Here is a 26,282-nt window from a genome sequence, read left to right as displayed (position 1 = left end):
TATAAACCGCAACATAAGCGGAGTGAGCAGTGGATATGAACCGTGTTTGACGGGCGCAGTAGTGGTGCGATTGCCGGGCTTTCGGCAGAAAACCTCTCCCTTTCCGGGGCGCTGCCTGTTTATGCTCAATCCGCTGCGCTTTGCTATCGTACCAATGATGACCTGCCAGAGATTTTGTTGATCACAACGCGCAGGGCGCGGCGCTGGATCATTCCCAAGGGTTGGTTGATCAACGGGCTGACCCCTTCTGAAACAGCCGCCCGCGAGGCCTGGGAAGAGGCTGGTGTTTTGGGGCAGTGCGGAAGCGAAAGTCTTGGTCGGTTTGCCTATATCAAGAACCGGCCTGGCAAGCCATCGGCGCTGTGTCTGGTTGATGTGTTTCCGCTGCATGTGCAGCGATTGGAGGCGCAGTTTCCCGAAGCGGGTGAGCGCAGGCGCAAATGGGTTTCGCCCAAAAAGGCATCGTTGAAGGTGTCGTCGCCCGATCTTGCTGCGCTTTTGGGTGGATTCGGGTTGCATCGGCAATAGCGGGCCAAGATCAAGACTTGATATTGCCATGTTGGTCGGTATCTATTCGCCAACCGGATTTTGGATGTGATATGATTCAATACGCATTGAAATGCAGCAATGACCACAGCTTTGACAGTTGGTTTCAATCCGCAGCCGCCTTTGACAAACTGTCAGCGGCCGGGTTGGTAACCTGCGCGGTATGCGGCTGCGACAAGGTGGAAAAGGCGGTGATGACACCGCGTGTCCGGCCTGCGCGCAAGGCGGTGACCGAGGTTGCACCAGCGCAGCCTTCTGCGGATGAGATCAGCATGGCAACACCTTCGCCCGAGATCGCTGAGGTCCTCAGCGAACTGCGTCGAAAGGTCGAGGAAAACTCGGACTATGTGGGCAAGGATTTCGCCAAAGAAGCCCGCAAAATCCATCTGGGGGATGCGCCCGAGCGCGCAATCTATGGTGAGGCCAAGCCCGAAGAGGCGCAATCGCTGATTGAAGACGGCGTGCCGGTCGCACCGCTGCCGTTTGTTCCTAGCCGCAAAACCAACTGACCCATGCACATCGTTGTTACGGGCGCGAACCGAGGGATCGGGAAATCCATTGCGGATCAGTATCGTGCAGAAGGTCATGAAGTGACCGGAACTGCCCGGGACGGTAGCGCAGATATCGTGCTGGATGTCACGGACCCAGAACAGCACGCTGCGATGGCCGAGCAACTGCGAGGCCGCCAGATTGACCTGCTGATCTGCAATGCGGGCGTTTATCTGGACAAAGGACACGACATTAGTGGCTATCCCGCCGAGATGTGGGCGCAAAGCTTCGCCGCCAACGTGACAGGCGTGTTTCTTACCATCCAGTCCTTGTTGCCGAACCTGTGTACCGCGCGGGGCCGGATCGCCATCGTTTCGTCTCAGATGGCGTCACATACGCGCGCGCCGGGTGGCAGCTATATCTACCGTGCGTCAAAGGCGGCGGCGCTGAATTTGGGCCGCAACCTAGCGACTGACCTACAGGCGGATGGCATTGCGGTGGGAATCTACCATCCGGGCTGGGTGCAGACGGACATGGGCGGATCTGCAGCAGAGATCACGGTCGATCAGGCGGCAAACGGCTTGATCGAGCGATTTGCGGCTCTCTCGCTCGATACTACCGGTTGTTTTGAAACCTGGGATGGTCGGGCGCACCCTTACTGAGAGTTCAGGGCCGCCTTGGGGATTTCGTAGACTTCACCGGGATCAATGAAGATCACCATGATATCACCGCGTGTCTCATAGGTCAGTTTCGATGTCGAACTGCTGGAATCCGGCACACCTTTGGTGAAGTAAATCCGCCGAACCTCGCCAGTGTTCAACTGAACCGCCAACGTCGCCGTTCCATCTTCGCGCTTCCGCAATTCGGCCGGACAACTGGCCAGTGTATCACCTGCCAATGCAGCGCATGGAACGGTGCCTAATGAGTTCTCGCCATCCGTTCCCGATAGGGTGGCCACTTGGGCATTTGCGGCAGTCGAAACCAGGCTTAGGGCAAGGGCAAAGCGGAACATTGAAATCCTCGTGGAATAAGACTTTGACCGAACGCTTACACCACGCACGACCAAAGTAAAGCACTGCGGTGCAGACTTTGCCCACTTGCCCTTGCGCCCCCCCTCGCATAAGAGGCACGGGATCAGAAATTCAAGGCGCGGAGACACTAGCCCCCATGCCCGTACTCGTGATGAAATTCGGCGGCACATCGGTCGCCAATCTGGACCGGATCCGCCGTGCTGCCAAACGGGTTGGTGTCGAGGTAGCTAAAGGCTATGACGTCATCGTCATCGTTTCGGCGATGTCCGGCAAGACCAACGAGCTGGTGGGCTGGGTCGATGAAATCTCTCCGCTCTATGACGCGCGCGAATATGATGCCGTTGTCTCCTCTGGTGAAAACGTTACAGCTGGCCTGATGGCGCTGACCCTGCAGGAAATGGACATCCCGGCGCGCAGCTGGCAGGGTTGGCAGGTGCCGCTGATCACCAACGGTGCCCATTCAGCGGCCCGGATCGAAGAAATCCCGCCCGAGAATATCAACCAGAAATTCGGCGAAGGGATGCGCGTTGCGGTGGTCGCGGGCTTCCAGGGCATCAGCCCCGAAGGTCGTATCACCACGCTGGGTCGGGGCGGTTCGGACACCACCGCCGTGGCTTTTGCTGCCGCTTTCGAAGCCGAGCGCTGCGACATCTATACGGATGTGGACGGTGTCTATACGACCGACCCGCGCATCTGTGAAAAGGCACGCAAGCTGGACAAAATCTCGTTCGAGGAAATGCTCGAACTGGCCTCGCTGGGGGCCAAAGTGCTTCAAACCCGCTCGGTCGAGCTGGCGATGCGCTACAAGGTGAAACTGCGCGTTCTTTCAAGCTTTGAGGAACAATCCGACGAGGCCGGTACACTGGTCTGCGACGAGGAGGATATCATGGAATCCAATGTTGTGGCCGGTGTGGCCTATTCCCGCGACGAAGCCAAGATGACCGTCGTTTCCGTGGCGGACCGCCCCGGCATCGCCTCGATCATCTTTACCGCGCTCAGCGACGAGGGTGTGAACGTGGACATGATCGTCCAGAATATCTCGGACGAAGGGCGCACCGACATGACCTTCTCCTGTCCGACCAATCAGGTCTCCCGCGCCGAAAAGGCATTGCTGGCGATCAAGGATCAGGGTGAGCTGAACTACGCCGAACTGGTTGCGGATGAGGACGTTTGCAAGGTCTCAGTTGTCGGGATCGGCATGCGTTCGCAATCCGGTGTTGCGGCCAAGATGTTCAAGATTCTCTCGGATGAGGGGATTAACATCAAGGTCATTACAACCTCCGAGATTAAAATTTCCGTCCTGATCGACAGGAAATACATGGAACTTGCGGTTCAGGCACTGCATGATGCCTTTGAACTGGACAAGGCGGCCTGAGCTTTCAGCCAAGTGTCCTGTCTGAAACCGTAACGTGGGTGGGCCATGGCGGAAGGCACGGAAACAGAATCTCGCAAGTTGCTGGGACGGCTGCGCGAAGAAATGGCGAGCGAAGCCGCCGGTCAGGAACGTCTTGACCGGATCACGCACCTGATCGCCGACAGTACCGGTCGCGAAGTTTGCTCGATCTACCTGTTTCGGGATGAGGATACGCTTGAACTGTGCGCCACCGAAGGTCTGTCCCCAGAAGCGGTACACAAGACGCGGATGCGTATGGGCGAAGGGCTGGTCGGTCGCGTCGCCAAATCTGGCAAGGTGGTGAATACGGCGGACGCGCCCTCGGCCAAGGGCTTTCGGTACATGCCGGAAACTGGCGAGGAACGGTATTCGTCCTTTCTTGGTGTGCCGGTACAGCGTCTGGGTCAGAAACTGGGCGTGCTGGTGGTTCAGTCCCGGGACGCGCGCGAGTTTTCGGCGGATGAGGTTTATGCGCTGGAAGTTGTCGCGATGGTTCTGGCCGAAATGGCCGAACTGGGCGCGTTCGTCGGCGAAGGCGCGGCCTTGTCACCGCTGCACCAGCAATCGGTGCAACTTACCGGTGGCCCGGCGCAGGAGGGATCTGCTGAAGGCCATGTCTGGCTGCATGAACCTCGTGTTGTTGTCACCAATCCCATTGCCGAAGACCCGCATCGTGAGCGTGAGCGGCTGACCGAGGCCGTTGAAGAGCTACGCGTCGGCGTCGACAAGATGCTTGAGATTTCTCAGGGCGGCGACAAAGAGCAGTTGCAGGTTCTGGAAGCCTACCGGATGTTCGCCAACTCCAAGGGTTGGATGCGCCGGATGGAGGAGGACATCGCTCTTGGTCTCAGCGCAGAGGCGGCGGTCGAGAAAGAACAATCTCAGGCGCGGGCTCGCATGGGGCAGGTTACCGATCCGTATTTACGTGAACGGTTGGCCGATCTGGACGACCTCAGCAATCGGTTGCTGCGAATTTTGACTGGACAGGGTAACGGAAATGGGGCTGACCTGCCGCCCGATCCGATCCTAATTGCGCGAAATATCGGCCCCGGTGATCTGCTGGAATATGGCCGTTCTCTCAAAGGGATCGTGTTGGAAGAAGGCTCGGTCGGAAGCCATGCCACTATCGTGGCGCGCGCGTTGGCGATCCCACTGGTGGTGCATGTAGGCCGCATCACCACCGAAGCCCTGAACGGCGATCACATTCTGGTTGATGGCGATAGCGGTGTCGTTCATCTGCGCCCCGAAGACACCGTCGTTAGTGCGTTCCGTGACAAAATCGCGATGGAAGCCAAGGCGCAGGAGCGCTACGCCTCGATCCGTGAAACGCCCACCGTTACTCAGGATGGTGCGCGAATCAACATGGTGATGAATGCGGGCCTGATGGCCGATCTGCCCTCACTTAGCAATTCTGGTGCCGAGGGCGTGGGCCTGTTCCGCACCGAACTGCAGTTTCTGATCCGCAATCAGATGCCCAAGCGATCCGAGTTGGTAACGCAATACAAACGGGTTCTGGATGCTGCGGGCGAAAAGCGTGTGGTGTTCCGTACACTCGATATCGGGTCAGACAAAGTTCTGCCCTATATGAAGCATGTGGAAGAACCGAACCCTGCGCTGGGCTGGCGGGCGATCCGGGTGGGTCTGGACAAGCGCGGCGTGATGCGGATGCAGTTGCAGGCGCTGATCCGGGCCGCCGATGGCCGCCCCCTGACGATCATGTTCCCGTTTGTCGCGCAGGCTGACGAATTCCGTGAGGCGCGCTGGGAGGTCAAGAAAACGATCGAGCGTGAACGGCGTCTGGGCCATGCTCTGCCTGAATCGCTCGAAGTGGGGGCGATGCTGGAAACGCCTTCACTTGCCTTTGCGCCGCAGAAGTTCTTTGACGAAGTCGGCTTTATCTCGATCGGTGGGAACGACCTGAAACAGTTTTTCTTCGCCGCCGACCGCGAAAATGAACTGGTTCGCCGTCGCTACGATACGCTGAATGTCAGCTTTCTGAGTTTCATTGAACGTATCGTTGAGAGATGCTCGATCTCGGACACACCGCTCAGCTTCTGTGGCGAAGATGCCGGTCGCCCGGTCGAGGCGCTGTGTCTCGCGGCCATGGGCATCCGTACCCTTTCGATGCGCCCGGCCTCAATCGGGCCGGTCAAAAGCCTGTTGTTGCGGTCGAACCTTCAGGATGTGCGTAAAATTATCGCCGATGCCCGCCATCGTGGGGAACAATCCGTGCGTCCGGCGGTGATGGACTGGCTGCGGACGCAGTCCTGACTGATCTTCCGCGATGCCAGCTGCAAATCCGCGCTTGATTTTTGCGCTCAGGTTTTCTATTCAGCCGGTGAATGTTAGCGATAACATAGCTAATGACGCACATGCGTTTTAATCCCGGGCTGAAACCTTGCTTATGCTGGCGGGGAATTCGAAAGGAGCCTTGCAATGGTCTCACGCGTAATTCCGGTAGATCCGTTCGACCTTGTGTTGTTCGGCGCGACGGGCGATCTGGCGCAGCGTAAAATCCTGCCGGGCCTCTATCATCGCTTCGAAGTCGGCCAGATGCCTGAGGATGCGCGCATCATTGGAACCGCCCGATCCGACATGGACAGCGACGGGTTCCGTGAACAGCTGCGTGCGTCGATGCAAGAGTTTGCGCCGGGTTTTAAAAAGGATACGCTTGATCGCTTTCTGTCCCGCGTCGAGTATTTTCCGGTAGATGCGCTTGGCGATGCGGGTTGGTCTGACCTTGCGAAAACGCTGCGACCGGATGTGGTACGCGCCTTCTATCTGTCAGTAGGCCCAAGCCTTTTCTCGGGCATCGCCCAACGTCTGAACGAGCACGGCCTGTCCACACCTGACAGTCGTATCGTGGTCGAGAAACCCTTTGGTCACGATCTGGCATCAGCCAAAGCGTTGAACGAAGGGCTGCGGGCCTGTTTTGAAGAACATCAGATTTACCGGATCGATCATTATCTGGGCAAGGAAACCGTGCAGAACCTGATGGCGCTGCGCTTTGCCAACTCGCTTTTCGAACCGCTCTGGAACGCCACTCATGTTGATAACGTCCAGATCACCGTGGCCGAAACCGTGGGCGTCGAAGGGCGCGGTGCTTATTATGATCAGTCCGGCGCGATGCGGGACATGATCCAGAACCATCTGGTTCAATTGCTGTGCCTGACAGCGATGGAACCGCCTTCGAAATTCTCACCCAACGCGGTGCGCGATGAGAAAGTCAAAGTGATCGAAGCGCTGGAGCCGGTGGAACCCAAGGATATCGCTCGTGGTCAGTACCGCACCGAAAAAGGGGGCGATGGCTATCTGGATCACGTCGGCAACCCCGCCAGCCGTACCGAAAGCTTCATTGCGCTGAAGGCGCATATCGGCAACTGGCGCTGGGCCGGTGTCCCGTTTTATCTGCGGACCGGCAAGCGCCTGCGCGCACGTGAATCCGAGATTGCAGTGTTCTTCCGCGACCCGCCGCATACGATTTTTCCGAATGTCGGCCCATTGCATGGCAACGTGCTGGTGATCCGCCTGCAACCGGATGAAGGCATCACGCTCCGCACCACCATCAAGGAACCGGGGCAGGGCGGGTTCCGCCTGTCCGACGTTGCACTCGATATGAGTTTCGCTGATGCGCTGGGCGACGACGGCCAATCCCCGGATGCCTATGAACGCCTGATCATGGATGTCATCCGCGGCGACCAGACTTTGTTCATGCGTGGCGATGAGGCCGAGGCCGCATGGGCCTGGGTCGATCCCATCATTCACGGCTGGGAAGAGCGTGGCGATAAGCCCGCGAAATACGATCAGGGCAGTTCGGGGCCCGAAGAAGCATTGATGCTGATGCATCGCGATGGGCGCCGCTGGCGTCAGATCGGAGGGTAATCATGGTCAACACAGTTATATCCGACGTCACCAAACGCATCATCGACCGCAGCGCCGATCTGCGTGGTCCGCATCTTGAACGAATGGAGCAGGCCAAATCCAAGGGCCCTGCGCGTGCGCACCTGTCCTGCAGCGGGCAGGCCCACGCCTATGCCGGGGCGGGCGAAGATCAGGACTCCATGGCCACCGGCACGGCTGGCAATCTGGGGATCGTCACCGCCTATAACGATATGCTCTCGGCCCATCAGCCTTTCGAACGCTACCCGGCCCTGATCCGAGATGCGATCCGCGCAGCAGGCGGCACAGCGCAGGTTGCAGGCGGCGTGCCAGCCATGTGCGACGGCGTCACGCAAGGCGAGGCGGGGATGGAACTATCTCTGTTCTCGCGCGATGTGATCGCGCTGGCGACCGGAGTGGCGCTAAGCCACAACACTTATGACGCCGCCGTTTTCCTGGGCGTCTGTGACAAGATCGTGCCCGGCCTAATCATCGGCGCGCAAGCCTTTGGGCATCTTCCTGCCGTCTTCCTGCCTGCAGGTCCGATGACCAGTGGCCTGCCGAATGACGAAAAGGCCAAGGTCCGCCAGAAATTCGCCGCCGGAGAGGTGGGCCGCGAAGAGCTGATGAAGGCCGAAATGGCCGCATATCACGGCCCCGGCACCTGCACCTTCTACGGAACTGCCAACACCAACCAGATGCTGATGGAATTCATGGGCCTGCACCTGCCAGGGTCCAGCTTCATCAACCCCAACACCCCCCTGCGCGATGCCCTGACCGAGGAAGGCGCGCGCCGCGCCCTGTCTCTCAGCGCGTTGGGCAATCACTACACACCGGTCTGCCAGATCCTTGACGAGCGCGCTTTCGTCAATGGCATCGTCGGCCTGATGGCCACCGGCGGTTCCACTAACCTACTGATCCACCTGATCGCCATGGCGCGTGCCGGTGGTATCGTGCTGGACTGGGAGGATTTTTCCGACATCTCCGCTGTCGTGCCTTTGGTCGCGCGCGTCTATCCCAACGGTCTGGCAGACGTGAACCACTTCCACGCTGCGGGTGGCCTGGGCTTCGCCATCGGTACGCTGCTGGAAGATGGCTTGCTGCACCCCGATACGCTGACTGTCGCGGGGCAGGGCCTGCACAACTACACCAAAGAACCCAAGCTGAAAGACGGCGAGTTGGTCTGGGAAGAGGGCGCGGGCCACAGTCTGAACGAAAAGATCGTTCGCCCGGCCAAAGACCCGTTCCAACCCACGGGCGGGCTCTCTCGCTTGACGGGCAATCTGGGCACAGGGGTCATGAAGGTGTCGGCTGTAGCACCTGAACACCAAGTGGTCGAAGCGCCCGTGCGTGTATTCCACGACCAGAACGCCGTTAAAGCCGCTTTCAAAGCCGGAGAATTCACCGATGACGTCATCGTTGTTGTTCGCTTCCAAGGGCCAAAAGCCAACGGTATGCCTGAACTTCATTCGCTGACGCCGATCCTGTCGATCCTGCAGGGCAGGGGGCAGAAGGTGGCTCTGGTCACCGATGGCCGTATGTCGGGCGCATCCGGCAAAGTGCCCGCCGCCATCCATGTCTGCCCCGAGGCGCTGGATGGTGGACCGATCGCCTATCTGCAAGACGGTGACCTGTTGCGCGTTGATGCGGTCAAGGGCGAGTTGGAAATCCTGACCCCCGGTGTTCTCGACCGCAATCCGGCCACCGCCGACCTTACGGCAAACCAACACGGCGTTGGCCGTGACCTCTTCGGCGCCTTCCGTCAGAATGTCGGCTCAGCCGACACCGGCGCCAGCATTTTCGGAGTGTAACCCAATGTCCAACACCCAACGCACCCGCGAGATCTGCGCGCTGGCCCCGATTGTTCCAGTCCTGGTCGTCGACGACGCGGCCCATGCGCGCCCGTTGGCCGAAGCTTTGGTCGCCGGTGGCCTCCCGGCGCTTGAAGTCACCTTGCGCACTCCCGCCGCGCTCGACGCGATCCGCGCCATGGCCAACGTCCCCGGCGGTGTTGTCGGGGCGGGTACACTGGTCACACCCGAAGATGTCCGCGCTGCCAAAGAGGCGGGCGCTCAGTTCGGCGTCTCCCCCGGTGCGACCGATGCCCTGATCGCCGCCTGCGAAGCCGAAGGACTGCCCCTTCTCCCCGGTGCGGCTACTGCAAGCGAAGCCATGGCTCTGCTGGAAAAGGGCTATGACATGCTGAAATTCTTCCCCGCCGAGGCCTCAGGAGGGGCTCCCGCCCTAAAAGCCATCGGCGCACCGCTACCGCAGATCACCTTCTGCCCAACTGGTGGCGTATCGCCGTCAAATGCCCTCGATTACCTGTCGCTGTCGAATGTTGTCTGCGCCGGCGGCAGCTGGGTCGCGCCCAAGCAGATGGTTCAAAACGGTGATTGGTCCGGGATCGAAACACTTGCCCGCGAGGCCGCCAGTCTGCTGGATTGACGCCGCAGGGCAAGACGCTAGGGTAGGCCTCAATTCAAACAGGTTGCCCTCATGACAAACCAAACCTCCCTCGCGCATGGGCGCGAGTATCTGGCCATCCCCGGCCCTTCGATCATGCCCGATACGGTGCTGCAGGCGATGCACCGTCCGTCGCCCAATGTCTATGACGGCGAATTGATCGAGATGATGCCCGCGCTCACCCGAGACTTGAAACGCGTTGCCGGAACCCAGCACAACGTCGCCATCTATATCGCCAACGGCCACGGTACATGGGAGGCTGCGCTTTCCAACGTCATCGCGCCCGGTGAAACCGTGCTTGCCCCGGCCTCTGGCCGCTTCACCCACGGTTGGGCCGAGATGGCCGAAGGAATCGGCGCCAAGGTTGACCTGATCGATTTCGGAATGTCCTCGCCCTGGGATCTTGACCGCATCGCCGAGGCCCTGCGTAACGATACCAGCCACAAGATCAAAGCGGTCCTTGCGGTCCAAGTCGATACGTCCACATCGATCCGCAACGATATCCCGGCCTTGCGAGCGTTGCTCGACGACATTGACCACCCAGCCTTGCTGATGGCTGACTGCATCGCGTCGATGGGCTGCGACCGGTTCGAGATGGATGCCTGGGGTGTCGACGTCACTGTCACGGCTTGCCAGAAAGGGCTGATGACCCCGGCGGGCACCGGCTTTGTCTTCTTCAACGACAAGGCGCAAGCCAAGCGCGCCACAATGCCCCGCGTCTCGCAGTATTGGGACTGGCAACCACGCGCCAATCCAGATCTGTTCTATCAGTATTTCAACGGCACCGCGCCAACCCACCACCTGTATGGCCTGCGCGCCGCGCTCGACCTGATCCATGGCGAAGGGATCGAACAGGTCTGGGCCCGCCACGAACACCTGGCAAAGGCCATCTGGGCCGCCTGTGAAATCTGGGCGCAAGGTGGCGCGCTGCATTTCAACGTCACCGACCCGGCCCATCGAAGCCACGCGGTCACTGCCCTCCGCCTGACCGAGGGGCGGGGCACGCCGCTGCGCAGCTATACCGAAACCCAACTGGGTCTGACGCTGGGAATCGGTCTGGGAATGGAGGATTGGGACGGCTGCTTCCGCCTTGGCCACATGGGGCACGTAAACGCTCAAATGGTCATGGCCATGCTGGGTGGCGTCGAAACCGCTATGGCTGCGCTCGATATCCCCCGTGGTCAGGGCGCGCTCGAAGCCGCCGCCGCGACGCTGGCCGGATAAGCCCGATCCGCCTCTTCATCTGGCCATAAATAACTTCGGGGGAAATCGCGCTTGGGCGCGATCGGGGGCAGACAGCCCCCTTTACGAGGCTCAGGCTTTTGCCAGGGCCGTGGGCAGAGCAGCTTCAAACGCCGCCATTTCCGCCTCACCTCCGCAGCTGACCCGAATGCACCGGTTCTGGGGCGCGGCAAATGGCATCCGCACGAACACGCCTTGTTCAACGAGCGTGTCCAACACGGCCTTGGCAAACACCCCATCGCGCCCACAATCAATCGCCACAAAGTTTGTCGCAGACGGCAAAGGCACCAGACCATTCGACCGTGAAATCTCTTCGATGCGGTTCCGGGACCCGGCAATCCTTTGCTGCACATGCGTCAGCCAATCTTCATCTTTTAGCGCGGCCAATGCCCCTGCCTGCGCGGCTCGGTTCATGCCGAAATGGTTGCGCACTTTGTTGAAGCTCGCAATCAACTCGGACGAGCCGATAGCGTAGCCTACCCGCGCCCCGGCCATGCCATAAACCTTGGAAAACGTTCGCATCCGGATCACACGTGAATCATCAGCAGCGACAGGTGCAGCGGTCCCCTCGGGCGCGCATTCGACATATGCCTCGTCAAGAACCACCAAACAGCCCTCTGGCAAAGCCTCCAGAGCGGACACGATATCCTCACCTGAATGCCATGTTCCCATCGGGTTGTCCGGGTTGGCCAGATAGACCAACTTGGCGTCTACCTCCGCCGCTTTGGCGAACAGTGCCGTCGGGTCCTCGTGATCGTCGCGGTAGGGGACCTTGTGCAATACCCCACCAAACCCGGCCACGTGGTAATTGAAAGTCGGATAAGCTCCATCCGAAGTCACAACTGCATCGCCGTGACCAACCAGCAGGCGCACCAGATAGCCCAGCAACCCGTCAATGCCTTCGCCAACCACGATGTTTTCAGGCGCGACCCCATGATGTACCGCCAGCGCATGGCGTAGTTCGTAATTCTCGGGATCGCCATACATCCATATCTCGCCCGCGGCCCGTTGCATTGCATCGATGGCGCGCGGGGACGGGCCAAACACGCTTTCATTCGCACCGATCCGGGCCACGAAGGGCGCGCCACGTTGGCGCTCCTGCGTTTCGGGGCCGACAAAAGGCACGGTCGCGGGCAGCGTGAGGGCAAGCGGGGTATAACGAGGACCAGTCATGGCCGCAGATAAGCGCAACCGATCAGGCGGGGCAAGCCTTGCCAGAAGTTCAAAGGAGGCTTCGGATGCGCGGTTTGCCCTGACGTCGCTGTGGCGCTGCTGGCGTCTTGCTGGCATGTTTATACAGCAAATCACGCCCCGGAGGTCCCATGTCCCGCGTATCCGTCGAATACAAAGACCACATCGCCCATGTCACGCTGACTCGCGGCGACAAGATGAACGCGCTGGACGATGCGATGATCAAGGCGATCCTTTCGGCCGGCCAAGAAGTCGCCGCAGCCGATATCCGCGCCGTGGTGCTATCGGGAGAGGGCAAGAGCTTTTGCGCAGGGCTCGATATGGCCAGCTTTGCCAGCATGGCACACACAGACCCAACCGAATGGCTGATGACCCGCAGCCACGAAGATGCCAACGAAATGCAGGAACTTGCCTTGATCTGGCGGCGCGTCCCAGTGCCGGTGATCTGCGCTATTCAAGGCGTCGCCTATGGCGGTGGGCTACAGATCGCGCTGGGTGCCGACATCCGCATCGTGCATCCCGAAGCCAAGCTGGCAGTGATGGAGATGAAATGGGGCATTATCCCCGACATGGGCGGCATGGTTCTGCTGCCAGAGCTCGTGCGCTCGGACGTGCTGCGCCTGCTGACCTATACCGCCCGCCCTATCGGAGCGCCACAGGCGGCAGATTGGGGGCTTGTTACCAAACTGTCGGATGATCCCCTGACCGAAGCGCTGGCGCTGGCCGAGGACATCGCGGGTAAAAGCCCGTCCGCCATCCGCGCCGCCAAACGGTTGATTGATGTGGCCGAAACCCGTGACCGTGCTGATGTGCTGTTGGCCGAATCTACCGAACAGGTCGACCTGATCGGTAAGTCGGATCAAATGGAAGTTGTCATGGCACAGATGCAGGGCCGAAAGCCCGAGTTCAAATGATCACCGCATGAATGCGCGCCGTGCATCGCGGGCCATGTTGTATCGCATCTCAAGATCAGCAATCTTTTTCATTGCGGCCCTGCGGTCCTGATTGTCAGTCAGCGCTGCAAACTCCTTGCGGGCGGCGTCGAGCTGTTTCTTGATGTCGAACTCCTCGGGTAGCACTCCGGCCTGCGCCATGATCCGATGACCCGCAGCAATGGCGGGATCGCCTTGTGCCTCGCCCGAGCGGTCGGGTAACGGGGCACCTTCGCCTTCAAGACCCTGCAGTTGGCCTTCGGCCTGCGCCTTTTTGATCTGGCGTTCAATCAGTTTTCCAAGCGATCCGAACATGCACTTATTTTACCGCCTGAGGGGTTCTGATGAAAGGGCTCAGCGCACTCGGTTTGTTGCCAGATATGCGATACCCCCAGCCAACAGCCCCCAGACTGCCGCGCCCAACCCAAAAACCGTTATTCCAGAGGCTGTGATGGCCAGTGTCAAAATAGCCGCTTCGCGCTCGACAGGGACGTCCAGTGCGGCATGCATGGCATTGGCCAGGACCCCGATCAGGGCCACACCTGCCAGAGTGCCCATAAGCAGCGGGTCGGCATGGGCGGCAAAACTGGTGATCGCCACGGCAAAGATACCGAAGAGGCAGTAGAACACGCCACCCATGATTGCCGACCAATAACGCTGCGCCGGATCGGGGTGGCTTTCCTCGTTGGAACACATCGCGGCGGTGATCGCGGCCAGGCAGGTTGCAGGCGCCCCGAATGGGGCCGAAAGCATGCTTGCGCCACCGACGGATGAAAACAACCGGCCGGGAACAGGATCAAAGCCAAAGCTGCGCATCACCGCGACGCCGGGGATATTCTGTGTCGCCATCGTGACGATAAACAGCGGTACGCCGATCCCGATGGCCGACGCGACCGAGAATGATGGCATGGTCCAGATCGGAGCCGCGATCAAACGATCCGGCATCAATTGGGCATCTCCTGCGTTCAGCGACACAATGATAGCCGCCGCGACCACAGCTGCCGGAACCGCGATCAATCGATTGAAACGGCCCGCGACAAACCACGTCAGGATCACCGGCAACGCCTGCCATGGAATCTCGATCGCCGCCTTGAAGGGCACAAGGCATAGTGGCAAGAGCACGCCTGCCAGCATTGCTTGCGCCAGTGTTGTGGGAATTGCTGCTGCCAATCGTCCCAGCGGCTTCCACAGCCCTGCCAGAACCGTTAATGCTCCGGCGCACAGGAACGCACCAATCGCGCCTGAAAATCCCTCGACCGGGGTGGCCGAGACGGCTAACAGAGCGGCCCCCGGAGTCGACCACGCAACGCTGATCGGCATTTTGTACCGCAGGCTGAGGACGATGGCTGCAAGCCCCATGGCAATCGCCGCACTCATCAGACCCGAGGCGGCTTCCTGCGATGAAGCTCCCATCGCGCCCAACCCATGCAGTACGATGGGAAACGAGCTGAAGAACCCGACAATGGCCACAACCAACCCGGTTGAGACGGTCTGCATCGGAGGGAAAGATCGCATCGTCAGTGCCTCGCCAGGTTGTTTCGCCGAAGTGCTAACAAGCGGGGCGTGGCGTGAACAAGGGGAAAGCTCTGAGGGTAAAGAAAAACCTCACCGCCGGTTGGGTGGTGAGGTTCGATTTCAATATATCAGCAGCAGGAAAAAGATCAGGCGATTTCAGCCAAACGGGCGAGAGCTTCGTTTAGCTTGGCTTCTTCTTCTTCGCGGGCGGCAAGGTTAGCTTTGGCTTCCGCAACAACCTCTTCCGGGGCCGATGCCACGAATTTCGGGTTGTTCAGGCGTCCGCGCAGACCGCCGAGTTCCTTGGCCAACTTGCCTTTGGCTTTTTCCAGCCGTTCCTTTTCCGCACCAATGTCGATGATGTCCGCCAGTGGCAGGCCAAAGGAGGCACCGGGGGCGGCAATCGAGATCGTGCCCTTGGGCAGTTCATCCGCCTTGGTCAGGCTGTCGATCCGCGCCAGACGTTTGATCAGCGCTTCGTTGCGGTCCCATGCCGCTTGGCCGTGCGCGTCAATCTCCGTCACCAGCATCGGCACGTAGAGGCCAGCAGGAACCCGCATCTGTGCGCGGGCCGAGCGGGTGTTTTCGATCACCGAGATCACCCAGTTCATTTCTCGATCCGCATCCGCGTCGATCAGGTCGGCAGCCGCATAGGTCGGCCAATCTGCGTGTACAACCATTTTGGCACGCTTACCAGTCAGGCCCCACAGCTCTTCGGTGATGAAAGGCATGATCGGGTGCAGCAGAACCATGCACTGATCCAGAACCCAGCGCATGGTGGCGCGGGTCTCGGCCTGTGCCTCGGTGTCGTCGCCTTGCAGCAAGGGTTTAGAGAGTTCCACGTACCAGTCGCAGACCTTGCCCCAGACAAAGGCGTAGAGCCCGTTGGCCGCGTCGTTGAAACGATAGCTTTCCAGCGCCGCGTCGACCTCTTCCCGCACACGGGCGGTTTCACCGATGATCCAGCGGTTCACGGCGGCTTTGGGTTTCAGGTCAGTCACGTCCAGTTGCGGGACAGCGTCGGTGAAGACCTCATTCATCTCGGCAAAGCGGACGGCGTTCCACAGTTTGGTGCCGAAGTTTCGGTAACCTGTGATGCGCTCGCGCGACAGTTTCAGTACCCCGCCAATAGCCGCCATTGAAGCATTGGTAAAGCGGAGCGCGTCAGCACCGAATTCGTCCACGATCTCCAACGGGTCGATCACGTTGCCGGTGGTTTTGGACATCTTCTTGCCCTTCTCGTCGCGGACGAGCTGGTGCAGATAGACGGTGTGGAACGGGATCTCGTTCACTACGGCCAGTTGCATCATCATCATCCGCGCGACCCAGAAGAACAGGATGTCAAAGCCGGTGATCAACACATCGGTTGGGAAATAGCGCTCTAACTCTTCGGTCTTTTCGGGCCAGCCCAGCGTGCCGATAGGCCAGAGGCCGGAAGAGAACCATGTGTCGAGCACGTCGGGGTCGCGCCAGACCGGGTAGACCAGCTTGGTCGGGTCTTGTTCGACTGCGTATAGGGCAAGGCTTTCGGCGAACTGATGGATCGCTTCCTGCTTATCGGCAACTTCGATGACAGTCGCGTGGCTCAGCGGGCTGGGTATATTGGCATTGTCGTCGACGAATTTCTCTGTAACTGCCTCAAGGCTTGCCGCGCATTCCATGACATTGCCACGATGCAGCATGCCGCCCTCGTTCAGCAAACGACCCAATTCGACCAAATCAAGGTTGCCGTCGTTTTCGTCGTCCTTGAAATTCTCAGCCGAGAGATCGAGGCCATACCAAACCGGAATCTGATGCCCCCACCACAGCTGGCGCGAGATGCACCACGGCTCGATGTTTTCCAGCCAATGGTAATAGGTCTTCTCGCCCGACTCGGGGATGATCTTGACCGTGCCGTCCTTGACCGCGTCCAGCGCAGGGCCGACGACCTTGGCGGCGTCGACGAACCATTGGTCGGTGAACATCGGCTCGATGACGACTTTCGAGCGGTCGCCGAAGGGCTGCATGATCGGTTTGCTTTCGACCAGCGGCACCAGCTTGTCCGCGCCTTCGTGTTCCGGCTTTAAAGCGGTCGAACCCAGACGTGGATCATCGGCGCGAGTCATGACAGCCAGACCGTCTGCAGTGATCTCCTCAACCACCTTCGCACGTGCCTCGAACCGGTCGAGACCGCGCAGATGATCAGGGATCAGGTTGATCGCGTCGATCTCGTTCTCGGTGAACTCACGCCCGCGCGCGTATTCCTGCGCCTTGTCCGCCTCTTCGGCATAAGGCGCACCATCGGCGCGCATTGCGCCTTTGGTGTCCATCAGGCGATACATTGGAATGCCGCCGCGCTTGGCGACCATATTGTCGTTGAAGTCATGTGCACCGGTGATTTTCACCGCGCCCGAGCCGAAATCTGGATCAGGGTAATCATCGGTGATGATCGGGATCTGACGGCGATGCTCTTTCGGGCCTACCGGGATTTCGCAAAGTTTTCCGACGATGGGCGCATAGCGCTCATCGGATGGGTGAACCGCAACTGCGCCGTCGCCGAGCATGGTTTCGGGGCGGGTCGTGGCGATCGAGATATAGTCGCGCTCTTCCTCCAGCACGATATTCCCGTCCTCATCTTTCTCGACGTAGGTATAGGTCTCACCGCCCGCCAGCGGATACTTGAAGTGCCACATATGGCCCGCAACTTCGATATTCTCGACCTCAAGGTCCGAAATCGCGGTCTCGAAATGCGGGTCCCAGTTGACCAACCGCTTGCCGCGATAGATCAGTCCCTTTTCGTACATGTCGACAAAGACCTTGATCACCGCGTCGTGAAAATTCGCAGAATTTTCGTGGCCCGTGCGCGGGTCACGCGGCGCACCCGCCATAGTGAAGGCGTTGCGCGACCAATCACAGGACGAGCCCAGGCGCTTGAGCTGCTCGATGATCGTGCCGCCGTATTCTCCCTTCCATTCCCAGACCTTGTCCAGAAACGCCTCACGTCCCAGCTCACGACGTCCCGGCTGCTGGGTGTTGGCCAACATCTTTTCCACCTGCATCTGCGTGGCGATACCAGCGTGGTCCTGACCAGGCTGCCATAGCGTGTCGAACCCGCGCATCCGGTGCCAGCGGGTCAGAACATCCTGCAGCGTGTTGTTGAACGCGTGGCCCACATGCAGCGCACCCGTCACGTTCGGTGGCGGGATCATGATGGTAAAACTCTCGTCGCGCGATTTGTTCGCGCCTGCCTTGAAGGCTCCGGCCGCTTCCCAGGCCTGATAGATGCGGGCCTCGGCCTCGGCCGCGTTGAATGTCTTTTCCATCGCCATGGGATGCGTCCTGCGTCAACAATATCGGGTCAGCGCCTGCAATAGCGAATGGACGCAGGAAGGGGAAGGCCCTGCGCGGCGGTCCTGCAATGATCAGCCGGGATTTGATGGGGCGGGCGCATAAAGATCCAGCTTTTCGCTGGCCCCTTGCCCCATCGCCTTGGCCTGATCGCTGCGGATGCGCGCGTGCAGGTCCAGCGCCTCAGGAGCAAACAGCTCGGTCGGCTCAGGGATATGGATGAAATTCCCCACCCGGTCCTCGCCCCGCGCCAGAATGGCATAGTCGCGATCCGCCACTTTTTGCTGCGCATTGGGGTTGAGATAACGGATAGCCAGGCCAATTCGACGATCATCAGATACGTTCGGCCCTGACCCGTGAATGGTCAGCCCATGGTGCAGCGACATCTGGCCGGGCTGCAACTCGATATGGGTTTTGTCTTCCTCTGCGACATCGACTGCCACCTCTTGCCCGCGCGACAGCAGGTTGTTGTCGGAAAACGTATCATTATGCGGCAGGATCGGGTTCTTGTGGCTGGCCTTCACGAAATCCATGCAGCCACTCTCAACCGTCGCAGGGGATAGGGCGATCCAGGCGGTCAACTGGTCCGAGGTTTCACCCATACCCCAATATGTCAGGTCCTGATGCATGCCCACCACTTGCGTCGTGCGCGGTTCCTTGATGAACAGCTCAGCCGACCACAACAGCAGGTCTGGGCCCAAAACACCTTCGACAACGTCCAAAACGCGCGGGTCCAACGCGATGCGAGTGGCAAATGGCATCACCACATGCGCGTTGATGCGTTTGTACATGTTCAGGGGTAGCGGCAGGTCAGCCTCGCGCCAGCTGGCCTCGACATCTTCCAACTCGGCACGGTACCCGGCGGCTTCTGCGGCAGAGAACACGGGGATCGGAAATATAAACCCATCATCCCAATAGGCCTCGGCACTTTGGCTGTCCAATCGGCCATTCGTCAGCTTGATTTCTTTGGGCATGGAAACCTCCACTCGACTGAATTTAGGTTCAGCCTAGGCGCGGCCCAGATCGGCGCGCAACGCTGTTTCCAGACATGAATGTCGCTTTCAGACCGTGCGGGGTTAATTTTCTCAGCCACTGGACAAGGTCCTGCTTCACGCTAGGGTCGCGCATTCAGGCAGCCAGAGGATCATCCCATGGAAAAATTCGGCAAAAGCCAGCCCATCAAACGGACCGAGGACCAGCGGTTTCTGACCGGGCAGGGGCAATACATGGACGATTCTGTGCCCGAGAATGCGCTGTTCGCAGCATTCTTTCGCAGCCCGGTGGCGCATGCCACGATCACGTCGCTGGACCTTGAAGATGCACGTACAGCGGATGGGGTGCGCTTGGTCATGACGCTGGAAGATCTGACTGCTGCCGGGATCGATACGGTGATGAACGCGACTACAGTCGCCAACCGCGACGGCAGTCAAGGCGCTGCGTCCGAGCGGAACATGCTGGCCAAGGACCGCGTGCGTTTCGTCGGAGAACCCGTTGCGGTCGTCATTGCCGACTCGTTGTTACAGGCCCGCGATGCAGTCGAATTGATCTGGATGGAAACCGAAGACCTGCCGGTCAAGATGGATGTCGCTGCGGGTGGCGAACCTTTGCATCCACAAGCCCCCGACAACCGCGCCTTTGACTGGGGCTTGGGTGATGAGAAGGCGACCAATGCCGCCTTTCATGCAGCGGCGCGCACCGTCGCGCTGAACGTGCATGACAACCGGGTCATCGTGAGCTCGATCGAACCGCGTGGCTGTCAGGCCGATTGGTCGGGTGGCCGTATGCATTTCTCATATGGCGGGCAGGGTGTCTGGGGGATGAAAGCGCAACTGGCACAAAAGCTGAAACTGGACCCCGAGGCGATCCGTGTTACTACGCCAGATGTCGGCGGCGGATTTGGTATGAAGGCGATGCCTTATCCCGAATATTTCACCGTTGCTGTTGCTGCCATGAAACTGGACCAGCCCGTGCACTGGATGTCGGACCGGTCCGAAGCGATGTTGTCAGATCACCACGGCCGTGACCTGACGTCGCTGGCGGAACTTGCCTTTGATGCCGATCACAAGATCACCGCCTATCGGGTTCACAGCAAGATCAACCTTGGTGCCTATAACAGCCATTTCGCGCAGGCGATCCAGACCAGCCTGTTCAGTAAGGTTTTGATGGGTGTCTACGATGTTCAGACCACCTACTTGCGGGTCGAAGGATTCTTCACCAACACCACGCAGGTCGACGCCTATCGCGGTGCCGGGCGACCCGAGGCGATCTATGTGCTGGAACGCGTCATGGACCGTGCTGCGCGTGAGTTGGGGATTGATCCGTGGGAGTTGCGGCGCAAGAATTTCATCCGACCCGAAGCCTTCCCCTATAAGACCGCAACCGGCGAAACCTATGATGTGGGTGAGTTCAACATGGTCCTCAGCCGCGCCGCCGAACAGACTACGGGCTTCGAGGCCCGCAAGGCGGCGGATGCGGAAAACGGCCTGATCCGGGGGCAGGGGCTTTGTTACTATATCGAAAGTATTTTGGGAGACCCTTCCGAAGGCGCGAAGATCGAGTTTTGCGAGGACGGAACGGTGAACCTCTATGTCGGCACTCAGTCCAATGGGCAAGGGCATGAGACCGTCTATGCCCAGTTCCTATCGGACCAGACAGGGATTCCTTCACACCTGATCAATGTTGTGCAAGGCGACACGGACAGGCTGGCGCAGGGCGGCGGAACCGGCGGATCACGCTCGGTAACGACCCAAAGCAACGCGACACTGGTCACAGTTGATACGATGATCGCCGCATTCACGCCCTATCTTGCGGATAAGATGGGTATCGAGGAAATCGATGTGACCTTCGACCATGAAACCTTCCGCGCACCCGGGTCCAACCTGACCCCCACGCTGACCGAGGCGGCCGAGATGGCGCGCGCAGACGGGCGCGCCGATCTGTTGCAGCACGAAGCCCGCGCCACGCTAGATGCACGCAGCTATCCAAACGGCGCACATGTTGCCGAAGTCGTTATCGATTCTTTCACTGGTGAAACATGGGTCGACCGCTACACGGTGGTGGATGATTTCGGCAATCTTATCAACCCGATGCTGGCCGAGGGGCAGGTGCATGGCGGCGTGGTTCAGGGTATCGGTCAAGCACTGACCGAGCATGTTGTTCATGATGCCGAGGGGCAACTGCTCACGGCTTCGTTCATGGACTACGCCTTGCCCCGCGCTGCTGAGATACCCATGATAGAGTTTACCTCGGCGCCGGTTCCGTCAACCGCCAACCCGATGGGGATGAAAGGCTGTGGCGAGGCAGGCACCGTGGGCGCACTGGCCGCAGTGGCTAACGCGGTACAGGATGCGCTCTGGGATCACGGGGTGCGGCAGGCGGATATGCCTTTCACACCTCACAAAGTTTGGGAATTGTTGACGCATGGTTCTGTCGCGGCTGAGTAGAAAGGTACTGGGATGGCTCGGACGGCCTCTGCGGTCCGAGCACTCGGCCGAAACGCGCCACCGCGAACCTGTCAGCCATGTCATCATTCTTGACGGCACCATGTCGACGCTGGAAGCAGGGCGGGAAACCCACGCGGGCCAGACCCTGCGCCTGTGCTGCGAGATGGGCAGCCAGGTTTCGGTTTTCTACGAATCCGGCGTGCAGTGGGAAAGCTGGAAGTCGACTATGGACGTGATGATGGGGCGGGGTATCAACCGTCAGATTCGTCGGGCCTATGGTTATTTGGCTTCGCGTTACAAACCCGGTGATAAGATCTTTTTCATCGGCTATTCACGCGGCGCATACGGGGTCCGCAGCCTTGCGGGCGTGATCGATGCTATCGGGTTGCTCAAGGCCGAACACGCCACTGTCCGCAATATCAAACAGGCCTATCGACACTATGAATGTAACGCCAATGGCGAAGCGGCGGCGGTCTTTCGTCGGGAGTTCTGTCACGAGGATGTCGCCATCGAGATGGTCGGCGTCTGGGACACGGTCAAGGCGCTGGGCCTGCGCCTGCCGCTGCTCTGGCGCTGGGCCGAGGAACGCCACGCCTTCCACAACCACCAGCTTGGCCCGGCCACCCGCCACGGCTATCACGCCATGGCGCTGGACGAGACCCGCGAAGTGTTCGAGCCGGTGCTGTGGAAATGCACGCCTGACTTCAAAGGCCATATCGAGCAGGTTTGGTTCCGCGGCACCCACGGCGATGTTGGCGGCCAGCTGAACGGGTTCGAAGAGGCCCGCCCCCTCAGCAACATCTCCCTGATCTGGATGCTGGACAAGGCCGAGCTGCACGGCCTGCCCCTGCCCGAAGGTTGGCGCGACCGTTTCCCTACCGATCCGCATGCGCAATCCGTGGGCACCTGGCGTGGCTGGGGTAAGATTTTCCTGCTGCGCAAGCATCGCAAAGTAGGGCGTGACCGGTCAGAGAAACTGCATGTCTCGGTTTCGCCCGAGGAACTACCCCGATGGGTGCCGATGCCAAATCTGCCTTCGCATCCGGCGCAGTGACAGAAGCAACAGCTTGCCTTCCTACGAAAGATGTATCAACAGCAGCCACAGCATTTCTGTCCCGTCAGTGCCGGGTGGACGTCTTAGCATCATCGAAAGACATGTGATTTATGCCGGATCCATACTTTTCTGAGCTCAAATACTTAGGTGGCCCGACCCTGGATTTTATCGAGGTCGCGGTTGACGCTGGTACGGATGTCTCGGGGTTGGTCGTGACGATCTATTTGAGCAATGGCTCGATCCGAACCACCAATACTCTGGCCGGTATCACGCCGACAACGGTTGCCGGTCGCGATATCTATGTCATCGACACGACAAGTTCCGGGACATTTAACGGATTGGGTAAAACCAATGGTATCTCGCTTTCCGAAGGGACAACGGTTTATCAGTTTAATTCTTTCAGCGATCCTCCAAGTCCCGGCCCGATCACTGCGAACACTGGCCCGGCCAACGGTATGCAATCGACAGTCATCGGGCAGGCCGGCGCTGGCGATTCCCTGATTTCGACCGACAATGGCGGTACATATACAGTCAATACCGATCCCACCCCGGGCAGCATCCCCTGTCTGACTGCGGGCACACTCGTATCCACTGATTTGGGTCCGGTGCCGGTAGAAGATCTGAAGCCTGGCCAGCTGCTTTTGCTGGCGCGGGGTGGCAACCAGCCTTTGCTGCAGATCTTGCGCCGTTCACTCACTGCGCGCGAGTTGCGCCGCAATCCGAAACTTTATCCAGTGCGAATTTGCGCGGGCGCACTTGGACAAGGCCTGCCCCGACGTGATCTGCTTGTCTCGCGTCAGCATCGCATGCTGGTGTCCTCGGCGATTGTGAAACGCATGTTCGGTCGTTCTGAGGTTCTGGTCGCCGCGATAAGGCTGACCGATCTGCCGGGGATTTATGTCGATGAAACCGTAGACAGCGTCACGTATTTCCATCTGGTCCTGGCGACGCACGAAGTGATTGTCGCCGAGGGTGCCCCGACCGAAAGCTTGCTGATAGGACAGGAAGCGTTGAATTCACTCCCTCCTGCAATGGTCGAGGAACTTACTGTATTGTTTTCGGGCATTTCGACCGGGGGCCTCTCGGATACCAGTTATCTGGTGCCGGATAACGCGCGTCAGAAACAGCTGGTGTCGCGCCACGCTCAACACGCCCGATCATTGCTATCCGACTATACGGAAAGCACCCGTTCTGCAGACTAATGTTGATAGGGCGTTGGCCAACCAAGGCCAACACCCGCTGTCATGTCTAAGAATTACCGCCGACGATCTCTGCGCGAGCTCATCGGCTGGAACGCCACGCCCACATGTGCCTCGCAATAGGGTTTGCCTGCCTCGACGGGCAGGCCGCAGAACCAGAAATCCTCGGTCGCGGGGTCGCCGACAGGCCATTTGCAGGTCTTTTCGGTCAGCTCCATCAAAGACAGCTTCTTGGCCTTCTTTTCAATCTCGTTGACCTTGGCCAAAGCCTCGGGGCTGATCTCATTGGCCGACGGTTGCGGAGGCAGCGGCTGGCCGGCGGGTATGATCTGGCGACGGGCCGGGGTGACCGGTTTGGCCTCGGGGGCTGGCACCGGACGGGCCGGTTCAGTCTTGGGTGTCGGTTTCGGTTTGGCCTCGGCCTTGGGCGCGGGGGCCGGTTTTTCCTTAGGCTCGGCCTTTGCCGGGCTTGCACCGGTGGCGCGATTCGACAGACCCAGACGGTGCACCTTGCCGATCACCGCATTGCGGGTCACGCCGCCCAGTTCCTTGGCGATCTGGCTGGCCGACTGGCCCTCGCCCCACATCTTTTTCAGCAGCTCTACACGCTCGTCAGTCCAGGACATCATTTGCCTTTCAAAAGCGGAAAGCGGCCCCGGATTCGGGCCGCCTTGGGAAATCATCTCAGCGCCCTATTCTAAACACTGCGGCCCGAGTTACAAGCGGTCTTCGAATCAGGTATGGGGCAGAGCATGCATAATCTCATGGATCACGACGCACGCCGCTTTGGCGCGGTGAATTGGATGGGCCTCTATACACTGGCGCAGCGCGAAACCCTGCGCTTTCTGGCCGTGTGGACGCAGACCCTGCTGGCACCGCTGGTGACGGCAGGCCTGTTCCTGCTGATCTTCAACATTGCCATTGGTCCCAGCCGACCGGATGTGATGGGGGTGCCGTTTCTGACCTTTCTGGCACCGGGCATCATGATGATGACCGTGATTCAGAACGCCTTTGCCAATACATCGTCATCGATGGTGATCGCCAAGGTTCAGGGCAATATCGTCGATACGCTGATGCCGCCGCTATCGCCGCTGGAAATCCTGTTGGGTTATCTGGCCGGAGGCATCGCCCGCGGTATCCTGATCGCCCTTGTTGTTGCAATCGCTCTGGCGTTGGTTCTGGGCATCGTGCCGCAGAACCCGCTGATCGCACTGATATTCGTGGTTCTGGGCGGCGCGTTCATGGGTGCGCTTGGGCTTTTTGCCGGGATTTTTGCCAACAAGTTCGACCAGATGGCGGCGATCACCAATTTCATCGTCACGCCTTTGGCTTTCTTGTCCGGCACTTTCTATTCTGTGCAGGCGCTACCGCCAGTGCTCAATCGGCTAAGCCATGCGAACCCGGTCTTCTATCTGATCGACGGGTTGCGCTATGGGATGATCGGCGTGTCCGACAGCTCTCCTTGGTTGGGCATGGCGATCTGCGCCAGCGCGACATTGTTGGTTGGAGGATTGACCTGGCAGATGTTGCGCACCGGCTACCGGCTCAAGGCCTGACGGTGTATCGCCTCGCGCCAGACCAGAATCAGACCTCCGGTCAGGATGATGGCCGAGCCGATCAGGCTGATCCCATCCGGTATCACCTTGAATACCGCGAAATCGTAGACGGCAGCGAAGATCAGGGTGGCGTAGCTGATCGGTGCCACAAAAGAGGCATCCGCCCGCGCCATTCCGTTGACGAAACAAGCCTGCGCACAGGCCATTAGCACACCAATCGAGGCCAGCGCCGCCCATTGCTGAGGCGTCGGCATCTGGAAAACGAAACTTACCGCGACTGTCGCAATGGTCAGACCCATCGCATTGTTGATCAGCAGAATCTGGATTGGTATTTCTCGGCCCGAGAGCTTTTTGATAAAGATCAGTTCCATCCCAATTATCACTGCTGCGGTCAGGGCCAGTAATGCAGCGGGTTGAAAGCTAGCGGGCGTCGGACGCAACAGTACCAAAGCACCGATCAAGGCCACGATGGCGGCCAACCAGCGCCACGGGCCGACACCTTCTTTCAGCAGCGGGATCGCCAACATCATGGCAAAGACCGGGTTCAGGAACGAGATAGCCGTCGCATCCGCAATCGGTATGAAAGCAACGGATGCAAACATCAGCGTGATCCCCAGCCAGCCGAAGCTTGTCCGTCCTATATGCAGACCCCAATGCGGGCGGCTCAGGCGGGGGCGCATGATGCCGACGGCTGTCACGATTACCAGAAAGGCAAACAGAAACCGTCCATGGCTGATCTGCATCGGATGCAGGGCAGGGCCAAGCACATCCGTCCCCAGTGCTTTCGCCAGCAATGTGGTCCCTGCGAGAAGGGCGCTGGCCGCAAGGATCAGCAGGGCCGCAAGGGCAGGATTCTGACGTATCGGTGTCATGGTTCAGCCGTGCGCCAGCGTCGGGTAAATGACAAGCGGTAAATCCCGGTCTCAGAATGATTTTTGCCCCGATCGCAAAAACGGGGTTTTCAGACCCGGTGCACCCCGCTATACGGCCTCACATGATCAATACCGCACATATCCTGC

The 26,282-nt window shown here is 59.5% G+C and carries 22 protein-coding genes; 14 read left to right on the top strand and 8 right to left on the bottom strand.

Annotated features, from left to right (window positions below; genetic code table 11):
* Nucleotides 1-42 precede the first annotated feature (42 nt).
* From ACR0EN_RS12650 to ACR0EN_RS12640, 3 genes are all read left to right on the top strand, one after another.
* Nucleotides 43-528: an NUDIX hydrolase gene (locus ACR0EN_RS12650; RefSeq protein ID WP_170404261.1), complete on the top strand. Its 486-nt coding sequence runs from the start codon at nt 43-45 to the stop codon at nt 526-528.
* Between the two features lie 71 nt (nt 529-599).
* The gene (locus tag ACR0EN_RS12645) at nt 600-1,055 is read left to right on the top strand and encodes a DUF1178 family protein (protein WP_170397281.1); all 456 of its coding nucleotides are present in this window, start codon (nt 600-602) and stop codon (nt 1,053-1,055) included.
* A gap of 3 nt (nt 1,056-1,058) precedes the next feature.
* On the top strand, nt 1,059-1,697 hold the full coding sequence (locus ACR0EN_RS12640; RefSeq protein ID WP_480561170.1) for an SDR family NAD(P)-dependent oxidoreductase: 639 nt from the start codon (nt 1,059-1,061) through the stop codon (nt 1,695-1,697).
* Here the strand turns inward: ACR0EN_RS12640 and ACR0EN_RS12635 are convergent.
* Nucleotides 1,691-2,047: a hypothetical protein gene (locus tag ACR0EN_RS12635; RefSeq protein WP_170397277.1), complete on the bottom strand. Its 357-nt coding sequence runs from the start codon at nt 2,045-2,047 to the stop codon at nt 1,691-1,693. The genes ACR0EN_RS12640 and ACR0EN_RS12635 overlap by 7 nt on opposite strands.
* A 155-nt stretch (nt 2,048-2,202) precedes the next feature.
* Between ACR0EN_RS12635 and ACR0EN_RS12630 the strand changes: the two genes are divergently transcribed.
* From ACR0EN_RS12630 to ACR0EN_RS12605, 6 genes are all read left to right on the top strand, one after another.
* A complete protein-coding gene (locus ACR0EN_RS12630; RefSeq protein WP_170397275.1) occupies nt 2,203-3,441 on the top strand; it encodes an aspartate kinase in 1,239 nt (412 codons plus the stop codon).
* Nucleotides 3,442-3,486: 45 nt separating this feature from the next.
* The gene (gene ptsP, locus ACR0EN_RS12625; RefSeq protein WP_480587041.1) at nt 3,487-5,730 is read left to right on the top strand and encodes a phosphoenolpyruvate--protein phosphotransferase; all 2,244 of its coding nucleotides are present in this window, start codon (nt 3,487-3,489) and stop codon (nt 5,728-5,730) included.
* Nucleotides 5,731-5,895: 165 nt separating this feature from the next.
* On the top strand, nt 5,896-7,341 hold the full coding sequence (gene zwf / locus ACR0EN_RS12620; RefSeq protein WP_480587038.1) for a glucose-6-phosphate dehydrogenase: 1,446 nt from the start codon (nt 5,896-5,898) through the stop codon (nt 7,339-7,341).
* Between the two features lie 2 nt (nt 7,342-7,343).
* Nucleotides 7,344-9,149, top strand: a complete 1,806-nt coding sequence (gene edd / locus ACR0EN_RS12615) for a phosphogluconate dehydratase (protein ID WP_480587035.1) — start codon at nt 7,344-7,346, stop codon at nt 9,147-9,149.
* Between the two features lie 4 nt (nt 9,150-9,153).
* Nucleotides 9,154-9,786 (top strand): bifunctional 4-hydroxy-2-oxoglutarate aldolase/2-dehydro-3-deoxy-phosphogluconate aldolase, encoded by a 633-nt coding sequence (locus tag ACR0EN_RS12610; protein WP_170626451.1) that lies wholly within the window; start codon nt 9,154-9,156, stop codon nt 9,784-9,786.
* A 51-nt stretch (nt 9,787-9,837) separates the two neighbouring features.
* Complete coding sequence (locus tag ACR0EN_RS12605; protein WP_480587031.1) at nt 9,838-11,028, top strand: pyridoxal-phosphate-dependent aminotransferase family protein; 1,191 nt, start codon at nt 9,838-9,840, stop codon at nt 11,026-11,028.
* Between the two features lie 90 nt (nt 11,029-11,118).
* Here the strand turns inward: ACR0EN_RS12605 and ACR0EN_RS12600 are convergent, their stop codons facing one another.
* Nucleotides 11,119-12,219 carry a pyridoxal phosphate-dependent aminotransferase gene (locus ACR0EN_RS12600; RefSeq protein ID WP_170818062.1) on the bottom strand — a complete coding sequence of 367 codons (1,101 nt, stop codon included), beginning with the start codon at nt 12,217-12,219 and terminating at the stop codon, nt 11,119-11,121.
* A 149-nt stretch (nt 12,220-12,368) separates the two neighbouring features.
* Between ACR0EN_RS12600 and ACR0EN_RS12595 the strand changes: the two genes are divergently transcribed.
* Nucleotides 12,369-13,151 carry a crotonase/enoyl-CoA hydratase family protein gene (locus tag ACR0EN_RS12595; protein ID WP_170424255.1) on the top strand — a complete coding sequence of 261 codons (783 nt, stop codon included), beginning with the start codon at nt 12,369-12,371 and terminating at the stop codon, nt 13,149-13,151.
* Here ACR0EN_RS12595 and ACR0EN_RS12590 read toward each other — a convergent pair whose 3' ends face one another.
* The 4 genes from ACR0EN_RS12590 to ACR0EN_RS12575 form a co-directional block, all read right to left on the bottom strand.
* On the bottom strand, nt 13,152-13,484 hold the full coding sequence (locus ACR0EN_RS12590) for a DnaJ family domain-containing protein (RefSeq protein ID WP_170818061.1): 333 nt from the start codon (nt 13,482-13,484) through the stop codon (nt 13,152-13,154).
* Between the two features lie 39 nt (nt 13,485-13,523).
* Nucleotides 13,524-14,684 carry a benzoate/H(+) symporter BenE family transporter gene (locus tag ACR0EN_RS12585; RefSeq protein ID WP_480587026.1) on the bottom strand — a complete coding sequence of 387 codons (1,161 nt, stop codon included), beginning with the start codon at nt 14,682-14,684 and terminating at the stop codon, nt 13,524-13,526.
* A gap of 146 nt (nt 14,685-14,830) precedes the next feature.
* Nucleotides 14,831-17,992 carry a valine--tRNA ligase gene (locus tag ACR0EN_RS12580; protein WP_480587023.1) on the bottom strand — a complete coding sequence of 1,054 codons (3,162 nt, stop codon included), beginning with the start codon at nt 17,990-17,992 and terminating at the stop codon, nt 14,831-14,833.
* 93 nt (nt 17,993-18,085) lie between these two features.
* The gene (locus ACR0EN_RS12575) at nt 18,086-18,985 is read right to left on the bottom strand and encodes a phytanoyl-CoA dioxygenase family protein (protein WP_170404230.1); all 900 of its coding nucleotides are present in this window, start codon (nt 18,983-18,985) and stop codon (nt 18,086-18,088) included.
* 177 nt (nt 18,986-19,162) lie between these two features.
* Between ACR0EN_RS12575 and ACR0EN_RS12570 the strand changes: the two genes are divergently transcribed.
* The 3 genes from ACR0EN_RS12570 (at nt 19,163) to ACR0EN_RS12560 (ending at nt 23,710) form a co-directional block, all read left to right on the top strand.
* The gene (locus tag ACR0EN_RS12570) at nt 19,163-21,454 is read left to right on the top strand and encodes a xanthine dehydrogenase family protein molybdopterin-binding subunit (protein ID WP_480587020.1); all 2,292 of its coding nucleotides are present in this window, start codon (nt 19,163-19,165) and stop codon (nt 21,452-21,454) included.
* Entirely contained in the window at nt 21,432-22,508 is a 1,077-nt protein-coding gene (locus ACR0EN_RS12565; protein ID WP_170397244.1) for a DUF2235 domain-containing protein, read from the top strand. Before ACR0EN_RS12570 ends, ACR0EN_RS12565 begins: the two co-directional genes overlap by 23 nt.
* A 110-nt stretch (nt 22,509-22,618) precedes the next feature.
* Nucleotides 22,619-23,710, top strand: a complete 1,092-nt coding sequence (locus ACR0EN_RS12560) for a Hint domain-containing protein (RefSeq protein ID WP_480587017.1) — start codon at nt 22,619-22,621, stop codon at nt 23,708-23,710.
* A 53-nt stretch (nt 23,711-23,763) separates the two neighbouring features.
* Here the strand turns inward: ACR0EN_RS12560 and ACR0EN_RS12555 are convergent, their stop codons facing one another.
* On the bottom strand, nt 23,764-24,333 hold the full coding sequence (locus tag ACR0EN_RS12555; RefSeq protein ID WP_170397240.1) for a GcrA family cell cycle regulator: 570 nt from the start codon (nt 24,331-24,333) through the stop codon (nt 23,764-23,766).
* Nucleotides 24,334-24,459: 126 nt separating this feature from the next.
* Here ACR0EN_RS12555 and ACR0EN_RS12550 point away from each other — a divergent pair, with 126 nt between their 5' ends.
* Nucleotides 24,460-25,263, top strand: coding sequence for an ABC transporter permease (locus ACR0EN_RS12550; protein ID WP_170397238.1), 804 nt, complete (start codon nt 24,460-24,462; stop codon nt 25,261-25,263).
* On the opposite strand, the gene ACR0EN_RS12545 is transcribed toward ACR0EN_RS12550, so the two are convergent.
* Nucleotides 25,245-26,135, bottom strand: coding sequence for a DMT family transporter (locus tag ACR0EN_RS12545; protein ID WP_170424239.1), 891 nt, complete (start codon nt 26,133-26,135; stop codon nt 25,245-25,247). The two genes, ACR0EN_RS12550 and ACR0EN_RS12545, sit on opposite strands and share 19 nt — an antisense overlap.
* Nucleotides 26,136-26,282: the final 147 nt, after the last annotated feature.

This window comes from Ruegeria sp. AB7 (assembly GCF_056542625.1).
The sequence above is the reverse complement of the archived record's forward strand: the minus strand, read 5'-3'. Positions and strand labels throughout refer to the sequence as shown.

What these genes read in the sequence shown, in the direction of transcription:
- edd (WP_480587035.1), top strand. Translation starts at nt 7,344, where the DNA reads ATGGTCAACACAGTTATATCCGACGTCACCAAACGCATCATCGACCGC.
- ACR0EN_RS12595 (WP_170424255.1), top strand. Translation starts at nt 12,369, where the DNA reads ATGTCCCGCGTATCCGTCGAATACAAAGACCACATCGCCCATGTCACG.
- ACR0EN_RS12630 (WP_170397275.1), top strand. Translation starts at nt 2,203, where the DNA reads ATGCCCGTACTCGTGATGAAATTCGGCGGCACATCGGTCGCCAATCTG.
- ACR0EN_RS12635 (WP_170397277.1), bottom strand. Translation starts at nt 2,047, where the DNA reads ATGTTCCGCTTTGCCCTTGCCCTAAGCCTGGTTTCGACTGCCGCAAAT.
- ACR0EN_RS12560 (WP_480587017.1), top strand. Translation starts at nt 22,619, where the DNA reads ATGCCGGATCCATACTTTTCTGAGCTCAAATACTTAGGTGGCCCGACC.
- ACR0EN_RS12645 (WP_170397281.1), top strand. Translation starts at nt 600, where the DNA reads ATGATTCAATACGCATTGAAATGCAGCAATGACCACAGCTTTGACAGT.
- ACR0EN_RS12545 (WP_170424239.1), bottom strand. Translation starts at nt 26,135, where the DNA reads ATGACACCGATACGTCAGAATCCTGCCCTTGCGGCCCTGCTGATCCTT.
- ACR0EN_RS12555 (WP_170397240.1), bottom strand. Translation starts at nt 24,333, where the DNA reads ATGTCCTGGACTGACGAGCGTGTAGAGCTGCTGAAAAAGATGTGGGGC.
- ptsP (WP_480587041.1), top strand. Translation starts at nt 3,487, where the DNA reads ATGGCGGAAGGCACGGAAACAGAATCTCGCAAGTTGCTGGGACGGCTG.
- ACR0EN_RS12640 (WP_480561170.1), top strand. Translation starts at nt 1,059, where the DNA reads ATGCACATCGTTGTTACGGGCGCGAACCGAGGGATCGGGAAATCCATT.
- ACR0EN_RS12585 (WP_480587026.1), bottom strand. Translation starts at nt 14,684, where the DNA reads ATGCGATCTTTCCCTCCGATGCAGACCGTCTCAACCGGGTTGGTTGTG.
- ACR0EN_RS12575 (WP_170404230.1), bottom strand. Translation starts at nt 18,985, where the DNA reads ATGCCCAAAGAAATCAAGCTGACGAATGGCCGATTGGACAGCCAAAGT.
- ACR0EN_RS12590 (WP_170818061.1), bottom strand. Translation starts at nt 13,484, where the DNA reads ATGTTCGGATCGCTTGGAAAACTGATTGAACGCCAGATCAAAAAGGCG.
- zwf (WP_480587038.1), top strand. Translation starts at nt 5,896, where the DNA reads ATGGTCTCACGCGTAATTCCGGTAGATCCGTTCGACCTTGTGTTGTTC.
- ACR0EN_RS12565 (WP_170397244.1), top strand. Translation starts at nt 21,432, where the DNA reads ATGGTTCTGTCGCGGCTGAGTAGAAAGGTACTGGGATGGCTCGGACGG.
- ACR0EN_RS12550 (WP_170397238.1), top strand. Translation starts at nt 24,460, where the DNA reads ATGCATAATCTCATGGATCACGACGCACGCCGCTTTGGCGCGGTGAAT.
- ACR0EN_RS12580 (WP_480587023.1), bottom strand. Translation starts at nt 17,992, where the DNA reads ATGGCGATGGAAAAGACATTCAACGCGGCCGAGGCCGAGGCCCGCATC.
- ACR0EN_RS12605 (WP_480587031.1), top strand. Translation starts at nt 9,838, where the DNA reads ATGACAAACCAAACCTCCCTCGCGCATGGGCGCGAGTATCTGGCCATC.
- ACR0EN_RS12600 (WP_170818062.1), bottom strand. Translation starts at nt 12,219, where the DNA reads ATGACTGGTCCTCGTTATACCCCGCTTGCCCTCACGCTGCCCGCGACC.
- ACR0EN_RS12610 (WP_170626451.1), top strand. Translation starts at nt 9,154, where the DNA reads ATGTCCAACACCCAACGCACCCGCGAGATCTGCGCGCTGGCCCCGATT.
- ACR0EN_RS12570 (WP_480587020.1), top strand. Translation starts at nt 19,163, where the DNA reads ATGGAAAAATTCGGCAAAAGCCAGCCCATCAAACGGACCGAGGACCAG.